Consider the following 18,326-nt stretch of genomic DNA (forward strand, 5'->3'; position numbering starts at 1 on the left):
TCAGTGCGCCCTCGGACCGCCACGGAGCCAGCCATGAGCCGCATCAACTCGTTCACGGGTCCCCAGGTCCAGGTCCCCCGTCCCCAGGCCGGCGTGCAGTCGGCGAACGTCGGGTTCGGCTCGCTCATCCAGCAGAACCAGCGCGCGGCGATGTCCCCCGCGAACCGGCCGGGAGATCCGCTGATGTCCACCGGCGGCCTGGTGGTGCAGTCGGCGCTCAACTCGGTGGGCAGCTCGCCGCACAGCGGCATCATGAACTCCTACCTCGCCGCCGTGGGCCGTCCTCCCATCCAGGACGCGGCCTCGGGTCAGGACAAGGCGCAGTCGCCCACCGCCGCCGCGGGCTCCAAGGAGGCCGAGGAGCAGAAGGTGATGATGGAGCTGGCCGAGCTGTCCGCGGCGACGCTGAACAACTCCATCTTCCACATGGGCAACCGCAACAAGGTGTCGCTGGACCGCGAGTAGCCCCGCGCCTCGCGAGTCAGTCCTTCTTCGGTTCCTTGCGCTCGGCGCGCTCGAGGTACTCGGCGCGCTGGCCCTGCTGCAAATCACCCGAGCCGTCGTACGGTGGCCCCACGTCGGTGCGCTGGCCGCCCTCCTGCTCCGTCACGTCATTGAGGAACTCGGAGCGGCCCTCCGCGGGCACGTGGTCTCCATCCTCCTCCGGGTCCTTCTGCTTCGCGGGGTCCAGCGGGATGCCGAGCGGCTTCTTGAGATAGTCCTTCGGGTCCATGGCTGTCGCTCCTTCGAGGGTGCTGGGGTGAGCCCGTGCCTCGAAGATGGAGACACCGGGCACCGCACGCAGCACAGGGAGCAGGCGACCGGGAGCCCGTGGCCTCAGTTGAGGTACTTCGGACGGGGCGGCGTCGCGGGCTGCTGACGCATCATCTCCAGGCCCTGGCGCGTGAGGATGAAGCGCACCACGCCGGAGCCGCGCTCGGTCTCGATCTCCGCCTCGAAGGCCGGGCCCGCGATGCCACCCAGGGCGACGTTCTTGCGCAGGTTGTGCACCTTGCCGCTGAGCATGTCGCCGGCGACCTCCTTCACCCCTTCACCCCGCTCGTGCAGCGCGTACGCCGTCTGGTGCAGCGTCATGGCGAGCGAGGGCGTCAGCGGCTGGGAGCTGAAGAGGACGGAGATGAGCAGCCAGTAGGGAGTCTCGTCGGAGGACATCGCGCTCCCATCCTAAGCGCCTCGCCGCCGGCGGGCCCGACGAAGTGATGGAGGACGCTAGCCCGCTCGAGGCCGGCGCCGCTGGGCGATGCCCTCCGCGAGGGCGACCTGCTGCTTCCAGTGGCCGTACAGCCGTCCCTGGGAGGCGAGCCGGTCCAGCTTCGTCTGCGTCTCGGCGTCCACGCGCCCCGGAGGCGCGTCTCGAAAAGGCGTGCCCGGCAGCGGCATGAAGGTGTGGCCGTGCACGCGCGCGCCCAGCTCCGCCAGTCGCTCCATGAGCGCGACGGTGGCGGCGACATCGTCGGCCTCTTCACCCGGAAGCCCGAGGATGAAGTCCACGTTGGGCACGAAGCCGCCCTCCACGGCCAGGCGGGTGGCCCGCACCACCGTCTCCACGTCGTGGCCCCGGCGGGTGCTCTGGAGGATGCGCTCGGAGCCGGACTGGCCGCCGATGATGAGGTTGTCGTTGTGGACGTAGCGCTTGAGGACGGCGAGCGCCTCGGGCGTGACGTGCTCGGGGCGGACCTCCGAGGGGAAGGTGCCGTAGTAGATGCGCCCGTCGGGGGCCATGGCCTCGCGCACCGCCGAGAGCAGCTCCTCCACCGCGGCCAGGTTCATCGTCTCGTCGCCGGTGCCGTAGGACATGGACGTCGGCGTGATGAAGCGGATGTCACGGCGGCCCGACTGGCGCAGCTCCCGCGCCCAGTGCGCCACGTTGGCCACGGAGCGGTGGCGGAAGCGCGCCTTGCTCATGAAGGGCGTCTGGCAGAAGCGGCACGCGTAGATGCAGCCACGCGTGATTTCGATGGCGCCGAACATGGCGTTGCGCGCGGCGAACGGCGGGAAGTCGTCGAGCTTCACGCCCTCCCCTCGCCCGTGCTGCACCAGCTTGCCGTCCTTCAGGTGGGCCACGCCGTGCGTGTCACGGGGCTCCTCGCCGCGCTGGACGCGGCCGAGCAGCTCGCGCAGGGAGTGCTCGCCCTCGCCGATGGCGATGACGTCGAAGCCGGCATGGAGCGTCTGCAGCGGCTCGGCCGTCGCGTGCACGCCGCCGGCGATGCAGAGGACAAGGCGCCCCTCCAGCCGCTCGCGCACCCAGGCCAGCTCCTCCGCGGACGCCGCGAAGCTGGCCGAGTAGAAGGACCACGCGGCGACCACGGTGTCGCCTGCGTCATGGCGCTCCTTGAGGGTGGCGAGCAGCGTCTCGCGGTCTCGGGGAAAGAACAGCTTCACGTCCGCGAGCGCCGGGTCCGACTCGACGGCACCCGCCAGCACGGTGAAGGCGTACTTGCCCGGGTACTGATAGCTGAGGACGAGCGAGACGGGACGGTGCGGCACCATGAGCGGACGGCATGATGCCACACGCCCCCGGACACGAGGGACCCGGTGCGAGCAGGCGGGTCAGCGGGCGGTGGGCTCGGGGCGGACCAGGCGGAGCACCAGGTCGGCGAACGCGGTGAACTCGAGGACCTCCTCGGAGACGCGCTCGTCGGGGTCCGACATGCGCACGGCCACGAGGTCATACTTGGGCAGGACGATCACCCGGTTTCCGCCCTGGCCCACCGCCGCGAAGCCGCTCGGAGCCCCCTCCACGGCCTGCTTCAGGTTGAAGGGCGCGGACTTCATCATGAAGTCCCGGGCCCGGTTCGAGTCTCCTCCCAGCTTCGCCATGAACGCCGGGTAGAAGTCCTTCTGGGGCAGAGGCCGGTCCGCGATCTCCCGCAGCGGCGCGAGCGACGCCTCGGGGAAGCCATTACGGAGCGCCTGCTCCAGCATGTCCGAGCCCAGCGTGACGCTCATCCCATCCTCGTAGAGGAGCCACCACAGGAGGCCGCCCGTGGGCATGTGCGGCTGCGAGGGTGCGCCGCCCATCGCGTGAATCCACTCCGTGCTCAGGATGCGTTGGCCCTGCCACATCCCGCCCTGGAGGAGCATCTGCCCCACCTTGGCGAAGTCCAACGGGTGGAGCTGCAGGCCCGCCATGCCCACGGGATTGCCCGACGGGTCCGTGTCCCAGCGGAAGTCTCGGATGCCGAGTGGCGCGAACAGCCGTCGAGCCAGGTACACATCCATCTTCTCGCCCGACGCGCGCTCGACGATGCCGGCCACCAGGTTCGTGGCCTTGTTGTTGTACGCGTGCTTGCTGCCCGGCGTGTCCGTCACCTCCGAGTCGAGCGCGTAGCGCACGAAGTCGTTCGACGCGTAGATGTCCAGCGCGCTCCGGTTCGCGGCCAGTCCCGAGGTGTGGTTGAGCAGGTGTCGCACCGTCACCTGTCCCTTGAGGCCATCCTTCCATTCGGGGAAGAAGGCGGACACGGGCGTGTCCAGGGAGGGAATCTTCCCCTCGTCGATGAGCAGGCCGATGGCCAGCGCCACCATGCCCTTGGTGGCGGACATGGCCTCGATGCGGTGCGTGTCACCGCCGAAGTACCACTCGCCCACGAGCTTGCCGTGGCGCAGCAGCACGAGGCCCGCCGAGCCGGAGTCCTCGGCGGCCTTCAGCAGCGCGGCGAGCGCGGGCTCGGACAGGCCGGCCTCGCTCGGGGTGGTCTTCTCCAGTCCGGAGCCCACGCCCCAGGTGCTGCGAGCCTCGCGAGCGTTCTTCCGCGCGCGCTCCACCAGGGCGTCGTAGCCCGGCAGCTCGCGCACGGGAGCCAGGGCCTTGGCGTGGAGCAGTCCACCCGGGTCGGCGTAGCCCACGTCCAGGGCGCGCTCCAGCCAGGTGAAGGCGGCCGCTGTGTCCTTCGCCTCCGCGGCCACGTTCGCCGCGACCCGAGCCAGCTCGGGAGCATGGTGCCCCGCGTCCCACGCGCGACGGAGCTCGTCCTGGGCCTTGGGCAGGTCTCCCTCACGCTGGGCCATCCAGGAGCGGGTCATGGCGCTCGTGGCCTCAGGCGCAATCCGCCCGGAGCTGAGGGTCTGGGAAGGAGCGCGCGAAGCTGTATCCGCAGGAGAGGCGTGAGCACAGGCCAACAGCGCGCAGAGCGGCAGGAACAGGACTCGTCGCGACAAGAGATGACTCCAGGCAGGGGTGTGGTGCACAGAAGGGCCCGTGATGCGGGCGGGGTGTGAACGCCCGCCACCGAGACTCATTTCATTTCGCCATGTAAAGGCGCACGTGGAAGCCCACGTGCCACACGGACGCGGTGTCAGCGGACGGGAGAAGAGCCCTCCAGCCTCATCTGCGTTCGCGCGGGCGCGCCGTCGGCCGAAGGGCACGCCCTTCGCGCGTGTATTCCCTCGCACGCGGTGTCAGCGGACAGAGGCGACGAGCAACTCCCAGGCGGCACGCACATGTCGCTCCTCCGTCGTCGCCGCGCCGATGGCCATCCGCAACACGTACCGTGCGGGCGCTCCTTCCACCGAGGGCAACACCGTGTGCGTGAGGAACACCTTGCCGGAGGCATTCACGCGCTCCAGCAGCTCGCGGTTCCTCGCATCCGTGTCCTTCACTGCCTCACCCGGAAGCGGCTTCAAGCGGAAGCACACCAGCGACAGTGAGCGGGGCACGGCCAGCTCGAAGCGCGCGTCCTCCTTCACCCAGGACTCGAAGCACTGCGCCAGGCGCACATGCTCGCGGATGTGCGCGCGCAGCCCCTTCGCGCCGTAGTGACGCAGCACGAACCACAGCTTGAGCGCGCGGAACCGGCGCCCCAGCGGCACCTGCCAGTCGCGGTAGTCGATGACCGCGCCACTCGCGCTCGCGGCGTTGCGCAGGTACTCCGGCGTCACGCTGAGCGCGTCGAGCAGCGCCTGCCGGTCGCGCGTGAAGAAGGCATTGCAGTCGAAGTTGGTGAGCAGCCACTTGTGCGGGTTGAAGGCGAACGAGTCCACCCGGTTCATGCTGTCGAGCAAACCCCGGTGCTCGGGACACACCAGCGCCGAGCCCGCCCACGCCGCGTCGATGTGCAGCCAACCACCGGTGGAGCGCACCGGCGTGCGCGCCATCACCTCGCCGATGGCGCGGACCGGGTCCACCGCGCCGGACGACGTGCTGCCCACGGTGGCGCAGACGAAGAAGGGCACGCGCCCCGCGCCGAGGTCCTCCAGGATGGCGCGCTCCAGCAGCTCGGCCCGCATCCCATAGCGGTCGTTCGTCTCGATGAGCCGCACATGCGTCGTGTCCTCCGCGCCATGCGCCACGCCGCACAGCATGGCGGCCTTGAGCACGGACGAGTGGGCCTGGGTGGAGGCGTAGGCCACCCACTCGGAGTTCGCGGGGGCGCCGTAACGACGCACGCGCTCCCGAGCCGCCACCATGGCCACGAGCGTGGCCTCGCTCGCGGTGCCCTGGATGACACCACCACCTCGCGCGGAGGTGGAGCGGAAGTCCTCGGGCAAGCCCAGCAGGTCCACGAGCCAGTCCACCACGCGCGTCTCCAGCTCCGTCGCCGCGGGGCTGGTGGACCAGAGCATGCCCTGCACCCCCAGGCCCGCCGACAACAGCTCCCCGAGCACCGCCGGCCCCGAGGCATTCGCGGGGAAGTACGCGAAGAACGACGGCGACTGCCAATGCGTCACGCCCGGCAGGATGACGTCCTCCAAATCCTTGAGGACCGCATCCCAGCCCTTCACCCCGTGGAGCCCCTCCTCCGGAGGACGCAGGGGCAGCTTCGAGGCGACCTCCCCCGGCGCCACCTGCGAGCGCACGGGGAAGGACTCCAGCCGCTGCTGATAGTCGGCGACCCAGTCCACCAGCCGGTGGCCCAGCTCACGAAACTCCTCGGGGCTCAGATGGGGCACGCCGCCATCACCACGGTTCGATTCGTCGCGCATGGCCGACACCTCGCACGAGCCTCGGGTCGCTTCAAGCAGGTCGCCGCGCGGCCTCAACTCACCACGCCTTCCGGAGGCGGGTGCATCCATTGGACCAGCTGGAGGATGACGCCATTGTCATCCGCGACCTGGAAGAAGCGCTCGCCCCAGGGCTCGGTCTCGATGGGCGTGAGGATTCGGACGCCCTCGTCCTGCAGCCGTCGGTACTCGGCGTCGATGTCGTCGACGACGAACGCGACGAGGATGCCCTCCGCCTTGCGGTGCTTGAGCGACTCGGGCTTGAGCGACTCGAGCCCCGTGCGCAGGAAGATGAGGTTGAACCCCGCGTCCTTGCGCGACAGGGACACGAACCCGTCCGCGGACATGTCCTCCGTGAACCCGAAGTGGCGCTTCATGAACGCCGCGGACGCGGACACATCTTCGACATTCAGCGAGATGGCGGATGCGGTGATGCGCATGCGGACAGGCCTCCGGCTCGATGTGGACGAGAATCTACGTACAATGTACGGAGTAGCCAGTCAAGGCGGGCTCTGGCACTGGAGAGCGCATGGCGACACATCGCAGCGGCGCGGGGGACCCCGCCCGGACGCTGGAGCTGCTCTGGAGGAAGGACGTCCCCTCGGCGGGGCAGCGGGGGCCCAAGCCGACGCTGAGCGTCGACGGCATCATCGCCTCGGCGGTGGAGCTGGCGGACCTGGAGGGCCTGGAAGCGCTGACCATGCGCAAGCTGGCCGAGCGGCTCTCGGTGGGCCCGATGACGCTCTACACGTATGTCCCGGGCAAGGCGGAGCTGGTGGACCTGATGCTCGACCAGCTCTACGCGGACATGCCGCGTCGCGCGCCCGAGGACACGGGCTGGCGCGCCCGGCTCGAGGCGGTGGCCCGCGACAACCATGCGCTGTACGAGCGGCACCCCTGGATGAGCGACATCGCCACCAGTCGCCCGCCCCTGGGCCCTGGGTTGATGGCGAAGTACGAGTACGAGCTCGGCGCGCTGGAAGGGCTCGGCCTGGACGATGTCGAGATGGATGCGGCGCTGACCTTCGTGCTGGGCTTCGTCGAGTCCTCCGCGCGGAGCACGAGCCGAGCACGCGCGGCCTCCGCCGAGACAGCGAAGACCGAGGAGGCCTGGTGGAAGGCGAACGAGCCGCTGCTGGCCCGCGTCATGGACCCGGCCCGCTATCCCCTGGCCTCACGTGTGGGGGCCGCGGCGGGAGCAGCCCACGGGGCCGCCTACAGTCCGGACCATGCCTTCGGCTTCGGCCTCCAGCGCGTCCTCGATGGGCTGGGCGCGCTCATCCAGGCCAGACAGCCACGAAGGTCCCCTCCTCGCACACCCCGATGAGCGCCCTTTCGAGAAAGTGACTTATTCTCGCTTTGCTCATCTTGAGAGGGAAGGCCGTGGTTTGCTGGGGGCATGACCCCAGACATCACGAGACGTGCTCCCCGGTTCTCACGGCTTGGCCTGTACGGCGTGCTGGCCCTGACCTTCGCGGCGCTGAGCTGGCCCACGAGCGCCCACGCGCAGGCGTGGACACTGACCACGGAGCAGCGGCAGGCGTTCCTCCAGTACTACGCGCCCGTGCTGCTCAAGCGGGGCAACGGGGACGACGGGCGGCACGGCTATGACTGGGTGACGAGCTTCGACTTCGACCGGGACGGGAACTTCTCCAACAACAAGCTGAACTGGAAGCGCATCCCCCAGTACGTGGACGCCTCGCGGGCGGGGCCGAGCGCGTATGACGCCTGGCGCATCCGTCCGACGCTCTACACGTCGCTCATCGAGTTCATGGATGGGAGCAAGAACCTGAAGCTCATCTACCACGTGTATCACGCGCTCGATAAGAACGCGGCCGGGGACTACCAGCTCCACGACTGGGAGCGGGTGGAGATGCTGGTGACGAACGCGGTGGGCGCACCGGGCAGTGGCGAGTCCGTGGCGTACGCGGTGGTGACGCAGCACAAGCGCAACGTGGTGCGCCGCGCGGGACACGTGGACCTGAACTTCATGCAGACGGCCACGGGCAAGCACCTGCTCATCTGGCAGGCGGAGTGGTCGGACAAGCTCGCGGCGGCGCATGGGCAGGAGCTGCGCTTCGTGACGGACCCGTATGCGTTCTTCGCGGGGCGGATGGCGAGCGCGGGCAAGGCGGAGGCGGGGGTGAACAACGATGGCGGGCGGAAGAACGTGCACTATGCCTTCGTGCCGGAGGGCTCGGCGGACGCGGTGGCGGCGTTCGGAGCGCGGGCGCTCACGTACGCGACGGCGGATGCGCTGGCGAGCCGCTACGACAACGGGAAGACCATCACCTGGCCCAACGTGAAGCGCGTCACGTATGAGCTCCAGGACCTGGCGGACATCCTGCCCACGCACTGGCAGCACGGCGGCTACGCGACGCACTGGTTGGACGCGGGGCCCATCGACTTCTACCTGGAGAGCGCGCTGGTGAACGAGGGCGGCGCCACGGAGGTGAGCGCGGGCATGCAGCGCTTCTTCCCCAAGACGCGGGACGTGGAGAACGACGATGACCGCGAGGGGTACATCGCGAAGAAGTGGTTCGTCGGGACGTACGAGATGAACGACAGCGCCTCCGACTTCGGAGGGGGCGGCTCCAACGCCTTCCACGACAACGCCTACGCGAGCACGGCGGTGGACTCACGGGGCCAGACGCGGGCGAGCGCGAGCGGCTACACGACGTCGCCGTCCTCGTTCTGGTGGCAGCACGACTACTTCGTGCACGCGGGCTTCACGGACTCGACGGACGGCGTGGAGCAGGGCTTCTGGTTACCAGGGGCCTGGTACCTGCCCGCGAACGGCGGCTTCGACGGCCGCTGGGTCCAGCTCTTCGACGACCGCCCGGGCCTGGAGTCGGGACAGCGCTGAGTCCCACGGCGCGAGCCGTCACCTGCATCCGACGACTCGCGCCTGGAGCCTCAGGGCTGGAGTGACACCCCGGCGTTCTCCTGCTCCCGCCGCTTCAGCTCACCCGCCGCCTGCGCGGCCTTGACCAGCGTGACGATGATGTACACGCGGACGACGAACCCGAAGATGTTCGGTTTGCCACCGGCATCAATCGAGTCCATCAACGTCACCACGGTGTCGCCGATGTACAGCAGGACCGCGAGGATGGGCCCGAACCGCGTGGCGCGGTAGGTGAAGAAGCCGAACACGGCCACCAGCGCGCCGAAGACGATGGAGCCGATGCCCAGCCCGAGCGCCTCCATCTCCTCGCTCGCCGTCAGCATGCCGATGACGCCCAGCAGCGTGTTCAGGCCCGCCAGGACATACAGCATGTAGGCCGCGGTCTTGATCTGCTGCTCGGGGTCCGTCGACGACCCGGGCAACGGGAGTCCATTGCGCTTCACCGCCAGCTCCGCGCTGAGCACGCCGGACTGGAGCTGCACGTCCAGCACGGTCCGGTCCGGCAGCGTGAACCGCACCCCCTTCTTGAGCGCGGAGCCCCCGCCCTCCGACGTCCCCACGACCTGGCCGTCGAGGACCACCGTGAAGTTCCTCCAGAACATCCCCCACACCAACTCGAGACGCAGCGGACCACCCGCCTCCAGCGCGAACTTCCTCGTAGCCATTCATGCCCCCACTTGATGCGTCAGAAGACGTCGGCCCTCGGACTCCATGGAGTCCATCAGCCTGACCGCGAAGCGTACACGCAACCCGACGGAAATCCCTCACCCCTGAAGCATCAACCCGACGCCAATGACAACCAGCACCGCCAGGTGGAACCACCCCACGTTGCGCGCCAGCACCGCCCAGCCCTCGCCCGACCCGGGCGACGTGCCCGCGCGGATGGCCGCCAGCTCCTGGTAGCCCAGCACCAGTCCGACGAGCCCCGGGACGAATCCGCAGAACCCCAACGTGGCGAGGACGACCGCGAGCGTCGCCCTCCTGGATGGCTTCTCCCCCAGCGCCACCTTGTGGCAGCGAAGGCACAGCATCCTCCCCACCTGCCACCTGCGGCAGCCCTCACACACGAAGGTGCCACATCGACCGCATGTCCCGTCCGCGAGGCGCTCGGGATGAAGAGGACACGTCGCCGCCAACGACTCCATCCCCATTCTCTAACATGCCCGCCGAGGACACGCCGAAGGGTCGGCCTGGACCACGTCAGGACGCCAGGACACCGCGCCGCACCAGCTCGCGGAAGTAGCGCGCCGCCGGGTCCACGTGGGTGCGCTCGTGCCAGCACATCGAGATTCGCACCGTGTGCGGAGGAATCGGCGCATCGACCGCCTGCACCGCGAACCTCGCCCCCTTCTCGCTGACCAGTGACTCCGGCAACGTCGCGACCAGGTCCGTCGCGGCGACCACCGCCGCCGCCGCCGTGAACGACGGCACCGCCATCACCACCTCCCGAGCAATCCCCGCCCGCGCGTACGCGGCCCCCACGGCGTCACGGAAGCTCTTCCCCGGCACCATCTCCACCCGGACATGCTGGAGCCCTCCCAGCGCCCGCGCGGACAGCCTCTTGCCCAGCACCGGATGTCCCCGGCGCGCCACCAGCACCGTGCGCTCCATCAGCAATGGCTCGACGTGCAGCCCCGTCCCCTTCCCCGCGAGCCCCAGGTGCAGGTCCACCTGCCCCGACCCCAAATCCCCCAGCGACACGAGCGAGTCGATGCCCACCACGGAGAGCCGCGCGTCCGGCATCTCCCGACGCATCAGCGCCGCGATGCGCGGCACCCACGTCAGCTGCCCCGCATCCGCGACCGCCAACGTGAAGGTCTGCGTGCAGCGCCCCGGCTCGAACGGAACCTCATGGAGCGCCAGCTCCATCTCCCGCAGCCCGCGACCAATCGCCGGCGCCAACGCGAGCGCCCTGGGCGTCGGGACGATTCCCCGCCCCTTGCGCGTCACCAGCGGGTCTCCGAGCAGCGCACGCAGCCGCGCCAGGCTGTTGCTGATGGCCGACGGCGTCACGTGGAGCCGCTCCGACGCTCGGACCACGCTGCGCTCCGCGAGCACGGTGTGGAGGACCAGGAGCAGGTTGAGGTCGATGGCCCCGATTTGAATGCTCATTTCCCGTGAGGGTACTGCTCACGAACCATCACGGCCAGCGAGGGCGCTCCGGGCACATATTGGGGCCATGCACAGACTGCTCGGCTGGCTCGCCACCGGCGCGCTCATCGCGTGCCACGCATCCACACCCGTCATCCCCCACCCCACGCCCATGCCCACCACCCACCAGCTCCCCGTCCTCGATTCCTTCATCTCCTACCGTGAAGAGGGCACCGGCTCGCCCATCGTGTTCCTCCACGGCAACCCCACGTCCTCGTACGTCTGGCGCAACGTGACGCCCCGGCTCGCGGACCGGGGCCGCTGCCTCGCGCCGGACCTCATCGGCATGGGGAGCTCCGGCAAGCCCGACATCGCCTATCGCTACGCAGACCATGCGCGCTACCTCGACGCCTGGTTCGACGCGCTCGGCCTGCGCGACGTCGTGCTCGTCGGCTACGACTGGGGCGGCGTGCTCGCCCTCGACTGGGCCGCTCGGCACCCGGACCGCGTGCGCGGCGTCGTGGTCTTCGAGACCTTCCTGCGCCCCATGCACTGGAGCGAGTGGCCGCCCCAGGGTGAGAAGCTGTTCCGCGCGCTGCGCACGGCCGGCGTCGGTGAGCAGATGGTGCTCGAACAGAACGAGTTCCTCGAGCGCTCGCTCAGCAACGGCGTCAAGACGGGCCTCACCGACAGCGCCCGGGCGGCCTACTACGCGCCCTACCCCGACGCCGCGTCACGGCGCCCCATGCTCCAGTGGCCCCGCGAGATTCCCATCGACGGCAGCCCCGCCGATGTCGCCGCCGTCATCGAGCACTACGACGCCTGGCTCGCCCAGCCCACCGGCAAGCCCGCGCTCCTGTTGACGTTCGATGGCGGCAGCCTCAGCGCGCCCAAGACCATCGAGTGGGCACGCTCCCATTTCCCACGCCTCGAAATCGTCCCCCTCAGCCCGGCGGGACACCACGCGCCGGAGGACGTGCCCGAGGACATCGCCAAGGCACTCCGAAGCTGGCTCGACCGCCAGGGCTGGTAGGCTCACCGCGAACCGAACAGGGCCTGCTCGACCTCCGCCACGAGCGAGCCCTGCCCCCACGGCAGCGGCGCATCCCAACCCCGGCCCGTGCGGTCCACGAGCCAGGATTCGAGGTGCGCCAGGACGAGGTTCGCGGCCTCCGTCCGGGTCAGCAGGCCCTCCACCGCGCAGGCCCAGCCGTCCTTCTCACGGAACAGCACGCGGTCGATGACCTGGGCCAGCTCCGCGTCCGACACACCCTCGGCGCCAATCCGCACCGCCATCTGTCGCGCGCAGCCGACCAGCGCCTCCATGTCGGGGGCGGCCGGGAAATCGCTCGGGGTTCCCATGGCCGCACCCTCTCACGTCTCCGACCTCAGCGCAGGTCCAACAGCCCCGCGTCGGTGATTCGCCCGAAGCCCTTGAGCCAGACGTACTCATCCGTATCGGCATCGAACACGGCGACCGAGCGTCCCTGGTCGTAGAGCAGCAATGTCCGCCCATCCTCGCTGATGTCGTGCGCGCCCTCGAAGCCCTCGGCCTTCGTCACCCGGACCTCGTCCCGCTCGACCGAGTACTCGTACAACTGAGAGAGCTTCCTCTCGTAGTAGTTGCTCTCGATGAAGAACACCGACTTGCGCCGCGGGCTCCCCGCCGTGAGTTCGTAGGTGCTGCAGTAGGTGTCATGGGTCTTCCAGACGCGCTCCTGCCCCGTGCGCAAGTCCACACGACGATAGGTGGCCGAGTCCGCGCCCTCGCAGTTGCCGCCCTCGTCCTGCGTCCCCTCGCGATAGAAGACCATCGTGTCCCCTATCACCATGGGCGACAGCATCCCCTTGCGCCTCAGCTTCAGCGGCGGCCCCACCTTCCACGGCTTCGTCCCCGTGGGGTCCATCGTGGCGATGCGGACACCTCCTTTGTCATGACGCAGCACCGTGCGCGACTCGCCTGGCAGCACCTCATTGCCCGCCTTGTCCGTCTGGTGCACCGGCAACACGCGAATGCCCTCGGGCTTCGGCCCGAAGCTCCAGCTCCACCAATCCGTGGTCGTCACCGTCCCATTGGTGACGAGCACCCGAGCGCCATCCTCCGTGAACATCATCGGCATCTGCGAGTGGTGGACGTTGTTCTCGGTCCACTGCGAAGCAACGCCAGGCGTCACCCCCACGACCCCGTTCAGGTCCCCCATCACGAGGAAGGAGCCCTGCTTCGCGCGCCCCGACTTGCTCCGGGGCACCTCGAGCCTCCGCCCCGCGAGCGTCACGCTCACCAGGCGATCGTGCCCCTCGTCCCCGCCCACGGAGAGCGACATCGCCCAACGCCCCGTGGACGGATGCACCGCCAGGAACCAGAGCGAGCACGGCTCCTTCTCCTGGAACCGCGTCCCCTTCTCGGGTCCCGCCAGCCACTTGCGCTCCTCCACGTACTCGCACTCGGCGAGATTCCGCGAGCCCTGCGAGTCGGCGTAGACAACCCGGCCAGGAGCCAGGGCAATCAACGGCACCGGGGAGACCATGACGTCGGGGGACTGAGATGATTCGGCCCACGCCGTCGCGGACGTGGCCAACAGTGCGGTGAGCACCGTGCGGCGCAAGATGTCGTGCATGCGCCTGATGACGCACGCCGACACGTCCTATTCACACTGCGTGCGCATCAGCGCTCACGGGCTCGCGGCCTCCTCCTGCTCCAGCGCCTCGCGCACCTCGCGCAGCGTGCCCACCACCGTCTTCAAGGACGCCGCCGTCAGCTTGCCGCCCAGCTTGTTGGCCCACGCCAGCTGCCGGGCCTCCACCTCTCGCAGCCGCTCGCGCCCCTTCGGCGTCAATCGCATCAACTTGGCCCGACGGTGGTGCGGGTTCTCCTCGTACTCGATGAACCCCTCCGCCTCCAACGCGTCCGCCGTCTGCTGCACGCTCTGCCGCGTCAACCCGATGGACCGCGCCACGTTCGCCACCGGCGCGGGCTCGTGGTCCACCACCCCCAACACCTGCCACCGCGCGCTCGTCAGCCCCGACGGCGCCGCCAACCGGTCTCCCGCCGCCAGCAAGAGGCCGTTGTTCTGGAAGATTTCGAGCACCAGGTCCGTGAAGGCCGACCCGGCCGTCGTGTATTTCGCCATGCCCCGCAGGCTGGCTGATTGACAGTGCCCTGTCAAAAGCGCCGTCACCCGGCTCGCATGAATTTCTGGAGCCTCCGGTCGTCCAGGGAGCTGAATCCCCGCCCCCAGGAGCCTGAGATGCTTCGCCCCCTCGCCGGACTTCTCCCCCTTCCATGAAGTACGGCGAGCCCACCTCGCGGCGGGACACGGCCGAGGAGGCGGAGGCGCGCGTGCGCAGCGCGGAGTCCTACAACCGCAGCCTGGGTGAAGGCACCCGACGCTCCCGCACCACCGCGGACGACCTCGCCTACGAGAACAAGGTCCGCGTCGAGGCGCTCGCGGCGCAGTCCGACTACGTCGTGGAGAAGTCGTGGAAGGACGCGGAGACGAAGCTCCAGCTCACCGGCTGGCAGCAGCCCGACACCCGCAGGCTCACGCTCGACTACGTGAGCCGCTTCCTGGAGCCCCACCTGGGCAAGCGCTCCACCGAGCTGGAGGCCCTGGAGAAGAAGCGCGAGCAGGCCCAGGAGCTGTGAGCGGGGGACTCGGGAACGCCGCTCCCGAGCCCTCCACGCAGGCTCAGGAGCGCCGACGCCGACGCGCGCCGATGAGCCCCATCAACCCCAACAACGCCATCCCCGCGAGCGGACCGCCGGAGCTGTTGCAGCCCACGGCCTCCTCGTCGTCCTCGCTCGGGGACAGACCGCCGGGAGGAATCACGCCGCCCGGTGACTCGTCCGGCCGGGAGCCCGCATCCGCGACGGGCGTCCCCGCATCTGCGACGGGCGTCCCCGCGTCCACCTCGGGCGTCCCGGCATCCGCCGTCCCCGCGTCCACCACGGGCGTGCCCGCGTCCACGGGCGTGCCCGCGTCAGGCGTGGGGGTGGGCGTCGTGGGCAGCACGTCCGCGAGCGTCGTCGCCTGGATGAAACCATCGTGGTACAGCACGCCCACCGGCTTCACGGTATCGCTGCGGTACAGGCCCAGCTTCAGGTAGTTGTTCTGCCCCGCGTACATCGTCGCGGCGGCGCGCTTCGCGAGCACCTTCTCCTTGTTGTGCCACAGCTCCACGAAGCCCGTGCTCGCCTTCGCGGACCACTTCACGTGCAGGATGAACTCGTGCCAGACGCCTCGCACGAGCTTGCCGCGCCACGGAATCGTGGAGTCGGAGTTGAGCGCCATGCGCATCTCCTCGCCGCGCACGTAGAACTCCAGCGGAGGCGAGCCGCAGCAGCCGTCATGGTGCCACTGCGTGAAGAGCTGCCACGTGTCCACGCTGGGGAAGTCCGGCGCGAACATCACCTTCCAACGGTAGTAGTACTCCGAGCCCTCCTTCTCCTTGCCCAGGTACACCAGCTCGTTGCGGTTGCCACTGGAGTTGATGGGATCATCGCCCTGCTTCACGGTGACCTTGAGCGCGTACTTCCCTTCGGCCACGGGGTTGCTCACCACCAACAGACGGTCCGAGCTGACCATCTGCTCGCGCGTGTACTGCGAGCGGTTGCCCGTCTCGAAGTCACCGCGCCAGAGGACCTCCCCTGACGCCAGGCCAGGGAGCAGGAACATCGCCAGCAATCCAGGGACAAAGACTCTCAATGGCACATGTCCTTGCGAAGGTTTGAAAGCCAACCTTCGACAGACCGTAGCCGAAACGATTCCGTGTTTCATTCCCCCGGCAAATTCTTCCCTCTTGCCTGACAACAGAGCGAGCATCCGGGCAGGGGGATGGATGTCTGATAAATGTTTCGGTGAGTGGAACGGGCGCGCACCTCCCGCCCGAATCGGTGAGTTCAGCTTATGACTCAGTGCGTCACGCAAGGAAACAAGGGAGCCATGGGCTGACCGTTCGGAGGTGGTGTGGTGTATGGTCCCCACCCCTTCCGGCGCTCCGTTCCGGCAGCGTCCCGGGTGCAACCATGCTTGTCCTGCGTGACGTCCAGAAGACCGACCTGGCCGGCCTCAAGCGGCTCGCCGCCGTGCTCAACACGGTGAACCTGCCGAACAACGAGGAGACGCTCGAGAGCATCATCGACAAGTCGGTGAAGAGCTTCGCCGGGAAGGTGAAGAACCCCTTCGAGCGCGAGTACCTCTTCGTGCTGGAGGACATGCGCAACGGGCTCATCATCGGCACGTCGATGATCATCGCCCAGCACGGCACGTACGAGGCGCCGCACATCTACTACGAGGTGAGCGAGCGGGAGCACTACTCCGCGTCCCTGGAGCGCCACCTGCGGCACAAGGTGCTGTCCATCGCCTACAACTACGAGGGCCCCACCGAAATCGGCGGGCTGGTGGTGGACCCGCCCTACCGCGCCACGCCGGACAAGCCCGGCAAGCAGCTGTCCTACGTGCGCTTCCTGTTCATCGCCATGCACCGGCGGCTGTTCCGTCCCCGGGTGCTGGCGGAGCTGCTCCCGCCGCTGTTGCCGGATGGACGCAGCCTGCTGTGGGAGGCGTGCGGCAAGAAGTTCACCGGCCTGACGTACCTGGAGGCGGACCGCCTCAGCCGGCAGAACAAGGAGTTCATCAAGGAGCTGTTCCCCGCGTCGGACATCTACGCGTCGCTCTTCCCGGACCGGGTGCAGAAGGTGCTCGGCGAGGTGGGGCCGCAGACGCGCGGCGTGCAGCGCATGCTGGAGCGCGTGGGCTTCCGGTACGTGGAGCGCATCGACCCGTTCGACGGCGGGCCCCACTTCGAGGCCAACACCGGTGACGTGACGCTGGTGCGCAAATACCGCACGGTGAAGCTGGCGGCCGAGGACTTCGAGCTGGAGGGGGATGACGTCCTGGTCGCCTTCGAGCGCGAGTCGGGCCGCAACCGCTTCCGCTCGGTGCGCTGCCACGCCCGGCTGGACAACCAGGTGGCCTACCTGCCCGCGCGCGCCAAGGAGATCCTGGGCGCGAGCGCCGGCGCGAAGCTGTCCATCATCCCGTTCGAGTAGCACTCACGGACGTCGCACGGCGCGGTGCCCTTTGCCCTGGAGAGCCAGCGCGCGCCGGCCTCCAGCGCGTCCGCCAGCGCCGCGGGCAGCGCACTCACGGACGTCTCACCACGCGGTGCTCTCCGCGTAGGAGGGCCAGCGCGCGCCAGCTTCCAGCGCCGCAGGCAGAGCGCTCACGGATGCAGCACCAAGTGGTGCTCTCCACGCATGAGGGCCAGCCAGTAAGTGCCAGCCTCCAGTGCTGGACCCTGTGCATCCGCCAGCGCCACCGGCAACGCCCTTACGGACGTCTCACCACGCGGTGGTCTCCGCGCAGCAGCGCGAGCCACCGGGCCCCAGCCTCCAGCGCTGGACCTTGCGCATCCGCCAGCGCCACGGGCAGGTGCGTGTCCGCGCGCACCGGGTCCATCGACGTGGGGTCCAGCTCCAGCGTGCCCCCGTCCTCCAGCGCCACGCGCACCCACGCGTGCGGCCGCGCGGGCCCGCCGTCCACCACCAACAGCCCGTGCACCAGGGCCACCTTCACGCCCCGCTTGCGGGCTCCGGCCGCGAAGCGCAGCGCGTGCGCGAGGCACCCACCCGCCTCGCCCTCGCCGTCCTCGCGCCAGTCCGCCGCGCTCGGTCCCTTCTCGATGAAGGCCGCGTGCACCCGCGCCGCCAGCGCCCTCGCGGCCCGGGCCGTCCAGGGTGTCATGCCCGGAAGCCTCGCGGGCACCTCCAGCGCCGGCACCAGGGTCAGCGCCCCGCGCTCGCCCTGCACCGGCAGCCCCTGGGCGAAGAAGTCTGGAGGCGCCACCAGCCGCGTGTCCGGCGACGCCACGGTGAAGCGGGACTCGCCCACCTCCAGCACATCCATGAGGCCACGCGCGTCGTAGCGGGCCCGGAAGGGTGTCCCCAGGAGCGTGCCCTCCACCCAGGGGGCCGTCCCACCGGTGACGCAGTGCGGGCCCTCGCGGCCGGAGAGCTCCTCGCGCCCCGTGACGCAGCCCGGGGTGGGAGGCCCGCGCCACAGCCACAGCGCCTGGGGCACCACCGGGCGGCCGACGAGGCGCCCCTCGGCGTCCACCTCCAGCAACGCCGTGCGTCGACGCGCGCCCGAGTCCTCCCCTCTCGTGTGCAGGTGATGGCTGTCGTACCGGAAGGCCGCCGCCTCCCGCGTCAGCGTCACGGTCCCCACGGGCACCCCGCGCCAGGCGAAGACGTAGCGGGCCGTCTCCTCGGGCGGGTGGGCCCGCGCCGAGCCCGGACTGACGGGGTTCGCGGGGAGGGCCAGGGCCAGGAGGGCGAGCAGGATGGGCACGAGGGAGACGA

At 69.4% G+C, this 18,326-nt stretch carries 20 protein-coding genes; 6 read left to right on the plus strand and 14 right to left on the minus strand.

The genetic code is table 11. The features are described from left to right. Window positions 1-33: 33 nt before the first annotated feature. Window positions 34-465 carry a hypothetical protein gene (locus K8625_RS10205; protein WP_223782585.1) on the plus strand — a complete coding sequence of 144 codons (432 nt, stop codon included), beginning with the start codon at window positions 34-36 and terminating at the stop codon, window positions 463-465. 16 nt (window positions 466-481) lie between these two features. Here K8625_RS10205 and K8625_RS10210 read toward each other — a convergent pair whose 3' ends face one another. From K8625_RS10210 to K8625_RS10235, 6 genes are all read right to left on the minus strand, one after another. Then, window positions 482-733, minus strand: coding sequence for a hypothetical protein (locus tag K8625_RS10210; RefSeq protein ID WP_223782586.1), 252 nt, complete (start codon window positions 731-733; stop codon window positions 482-484). A gap of 104 nt (window positions 734-837) precedes the next feature. Then, the gene (locus tag K8625_RS10215) at window positions 838-1,173 is read right to left on the minus strand and encodes a hypothetical protein (RefSeq protein WP_223782587.1); all 336 of its coding nucleotides are present in this window, start codon (window positions 1,171-1,173) and stop codon (window positions 838-840) included. A 57-nt stretch (window positions 1,174-1,230) separates the two neighbouring features. Next, complete coding sequence (locus tag K8625_RS10220; protein ID WP_223782588.1) at window positions 1,231-2,514, minus strand: TIGR04013 family B12-binding domain/radical SAM domain-containing protein; 1,284 nt, start codon at window positions 2,512-2,514, stop codon at window positions 1,231-1,233. Between the two features lie 60 nt (window positions 2,515-2,574). Next, window positions 2,575-4,050 carry a serine hydrolase gene (locus K8625_RS10225; protein WP_223782589.1) on the minus strand — a complete coding sequence of 492 codons (1,476 nt, stop codon included), beginning with the start codon at window positions 4,048-4,050 and terminating at the stop codon, window positions 2,575-2,577. Window positions 4,051-4,425: 375 nt separating this feature from the next. Then, the gene (locus K8625_RS10230) at window positions 4,426-5,949 is read right to left on the minus strand and encodes a pyridoxal-dependent decarboxylase (protein WP_223782590.1); all 1,524 of its coding nucleotides are present in this window, start codon (window positions 5,947-5,949) and stop codon (window positions 4,426-4,428) included. A 53-nt stretch (window positions 5,950-6,002) separates the two neighbouring features. Continuing rightward, window positions 6,003-6,407, minus strand: coding sequence for a VOC family protein (locus K8625_RS10235; protein WP_223747074.1), 405 nt, complete (start codon window positions 6,405-6,407; stop codon window positions 6,003-6,005). 89 nt (window positions 6,408-6,496) lie between these two features. Between K8625_RS10235 and K8625_RS10240 the strand changes: the two genes are divergently transcribed. Both K8625_RS10240 and K8625_RS10245 read left to right on the plus strand, forming a co-directional pair. Continuing rightward, entirely contained in the window at window positions 6,497-7,294 is a 798-nt protein-coding gene (locus tag K8625_RS10240) for a TetR/AcrR family transcriptional regulator (RefSeq protein ID WP_223782591.1), read from the plus strand. Window positions 7,295-7,366: 72 nt separating this feature from the next. Further along, complete coding sequence (locus K8625_RS10245; protein WP_223782592.1) at window positions 7,367-8,833, plus strand: hypothetical protein; 1,467 nt, start codon at window positions 7,367-7,369, stop codon at window positions 8,831-8,833. Window positions 8,834-8,883: 50 nt separating this feature from the next. Here the strand turns inward: K8625_RS10245 and K8625_RS10250 are convergent, their stop codons facing one another. From K8625_RS10250 to K8625_RS10260, 3 genes are all read right to left on the minus strand, one after another. Further along, a complete protein-coding gene (locus tag K8625_RS10250) occupies window positions 8,884-9,537 on the minus strand; it encodes a hypothetical protein (protein WP_223782593.1) in 654 nt (217 codons plus the stop codon). 99 nt (window positions 9,538-9,636) lie between these two features. Beyond that, entirely contained in the window at window positions 9,637-9,903 is a 267-nt protein-coding gene (locus K8625_RS10255; protein WP_223782594.1) for a hypothetical protein, read from the minus strand. A 169-nt stretch (window positions 9,904-10,072) separates the two neighbouring features. Further along, complete coding sequence (locus K8625_RS10260; RefSeq protein ID WP_223782595.1) at window positions 10,073-10,984, minus strand: LysR family transcriptional regulator; 912 nt, start codon at window positions 10,982-10,984, stop codon at window positions 10,073-10,075. Between the two features lie 67 nt (window positions 10,985-11,051). Here K8625_RS10260 and K8625_RS10265 point away from each other — a divergent pair, with 67 nt between their 5' ends. Beyond that, window positions 11,052-11,996: a haloalkane dehalogenase gene (locus K8625_RS10265; RefSeq protein ID WP_223782596.1), complete on the plus strand. Its 945-nt coding sequence runs from the start codon at window positions 11,052-11,054 to the stop codon at window positions 11,994-11,996. A gap of 2 nt (window positions 11,997-11,998) precedes the next feature. Here K8625_RS10265 and K8625_RS10270 read toward each other — a convergent pair whose 3' ends face one another. Genes K8625_RS10270 through K8625_RS10280 form a run of 3 tightly spaced genes read right to left on the minus strand, consistent with a single transcriptional unit; the run spans window position 11,999 to window position 14,094 of the window. Then, complete coding sequence (locus K8625_RS10270; protein WP_223782597.1) at window positions 11,999-12,325, minus strand: hypothetical protein; 327 nt, start codon at window positions 12,323-12,325, stop codon at window positions 11,999-12,001. A 26-nt stretch (window positions 12,326-12,351) separates the two neighbouring features. Then, window positions 12,352-13,581 carry a hypothetical protein gene (locus tag K8625_RS10275; RefSeq protein WP_223782598.1) on the minus strand — a complete coding sequence of 410 codons (1,230 nt, stop codon included), beginning with the start codon at window positions 13,579-13,581 and terminating at the stop codon, window positions 12,352-12,354. Window positions 13,582-13,635: 54 nt separating this feature from the next. Further along, complete coding sequence (locus K8625_RS10280; RefSeq protein ID WP_223782599.1) at window positions 13,636-14,094, minus strand: MarR family winged helix-turn-helix transcriptional regulator; 459 nt, start codon at window positions 14,092-14,094, stop codon at window positions 13,636-13,638. Between the two features lie 152 nt (window positions 14,095-14,246). Between K8625_RS10280 and K8625_RS10285 the strand changes: the two genes are divergently transcribed. Beyond that, window positions 14,247-14,609, plus strand: a complete 363-nt coding sequence (locus K8625_RS10285; RefSeq protein WP_223782600.1) for a hypothetical protein — start codon at window positions 14,247-14,249, stop codon at window positions 14,607-14,609. Between the two features lie 43 nt (window positions 14,610-14,652). Here the strand turns inward: K8625_RS10285 and K8625_RS10290 are convergent, their stop codons facing one another. Then, complete coding sequence (locus K8625_RS10290) at window positions 14,653-15,639, minus strand: polysaccharide lyase (protein ID WP_223782601.1); 987 nt, start codon at window positions 15,637-15,639, stop codon at window positions 14,653-14,655. A 350-nt stretch (window positions 15,640-15,989) separates the two neighbouring features. Between K8625_RS10290 and K8625_RS10295 the strand changes: the two genes are divergently transcribed. Further along, window positions 15,990-17,015, plus strand: a complete 1,026-nt coding sequence (locus tag K8625_RS10295) for an arginine N-succinyltransferase (protein ID WP_141331855.1) — start codon at window positions 15,990-15,992, stop codon at window positions 17,013-17,015. Between the two features lie 280 nt (window positions 17,016-17,295). Here the strand turns inward: K8625_RS10295 and K8625_RS10300 are convergent, their stop codons facing one another. Further along, window positions 17,296-18,315, minus strand: coding sequence for a lasso peptide biosynthesis protein (locus K8625_RS10300; RefSeq protein WP_223782602.1), 1,020 nt, complete (start codon window positions 18,313-18,315; stop codon window positions 17,296-17,298). Window positions 18,316-18,326 lie beyond the last annotated feature (11 nt).

It is taken from the genome of Myxococcus sp. AS-1-15, from assembly GCF_020037055.1.
Taxonomy (GTDB): Bacteria; Myxococcota; Myxococcia; order Myxococcales; family Myxococcaceae; genus Myxococcus; species Myxococcus fulvus.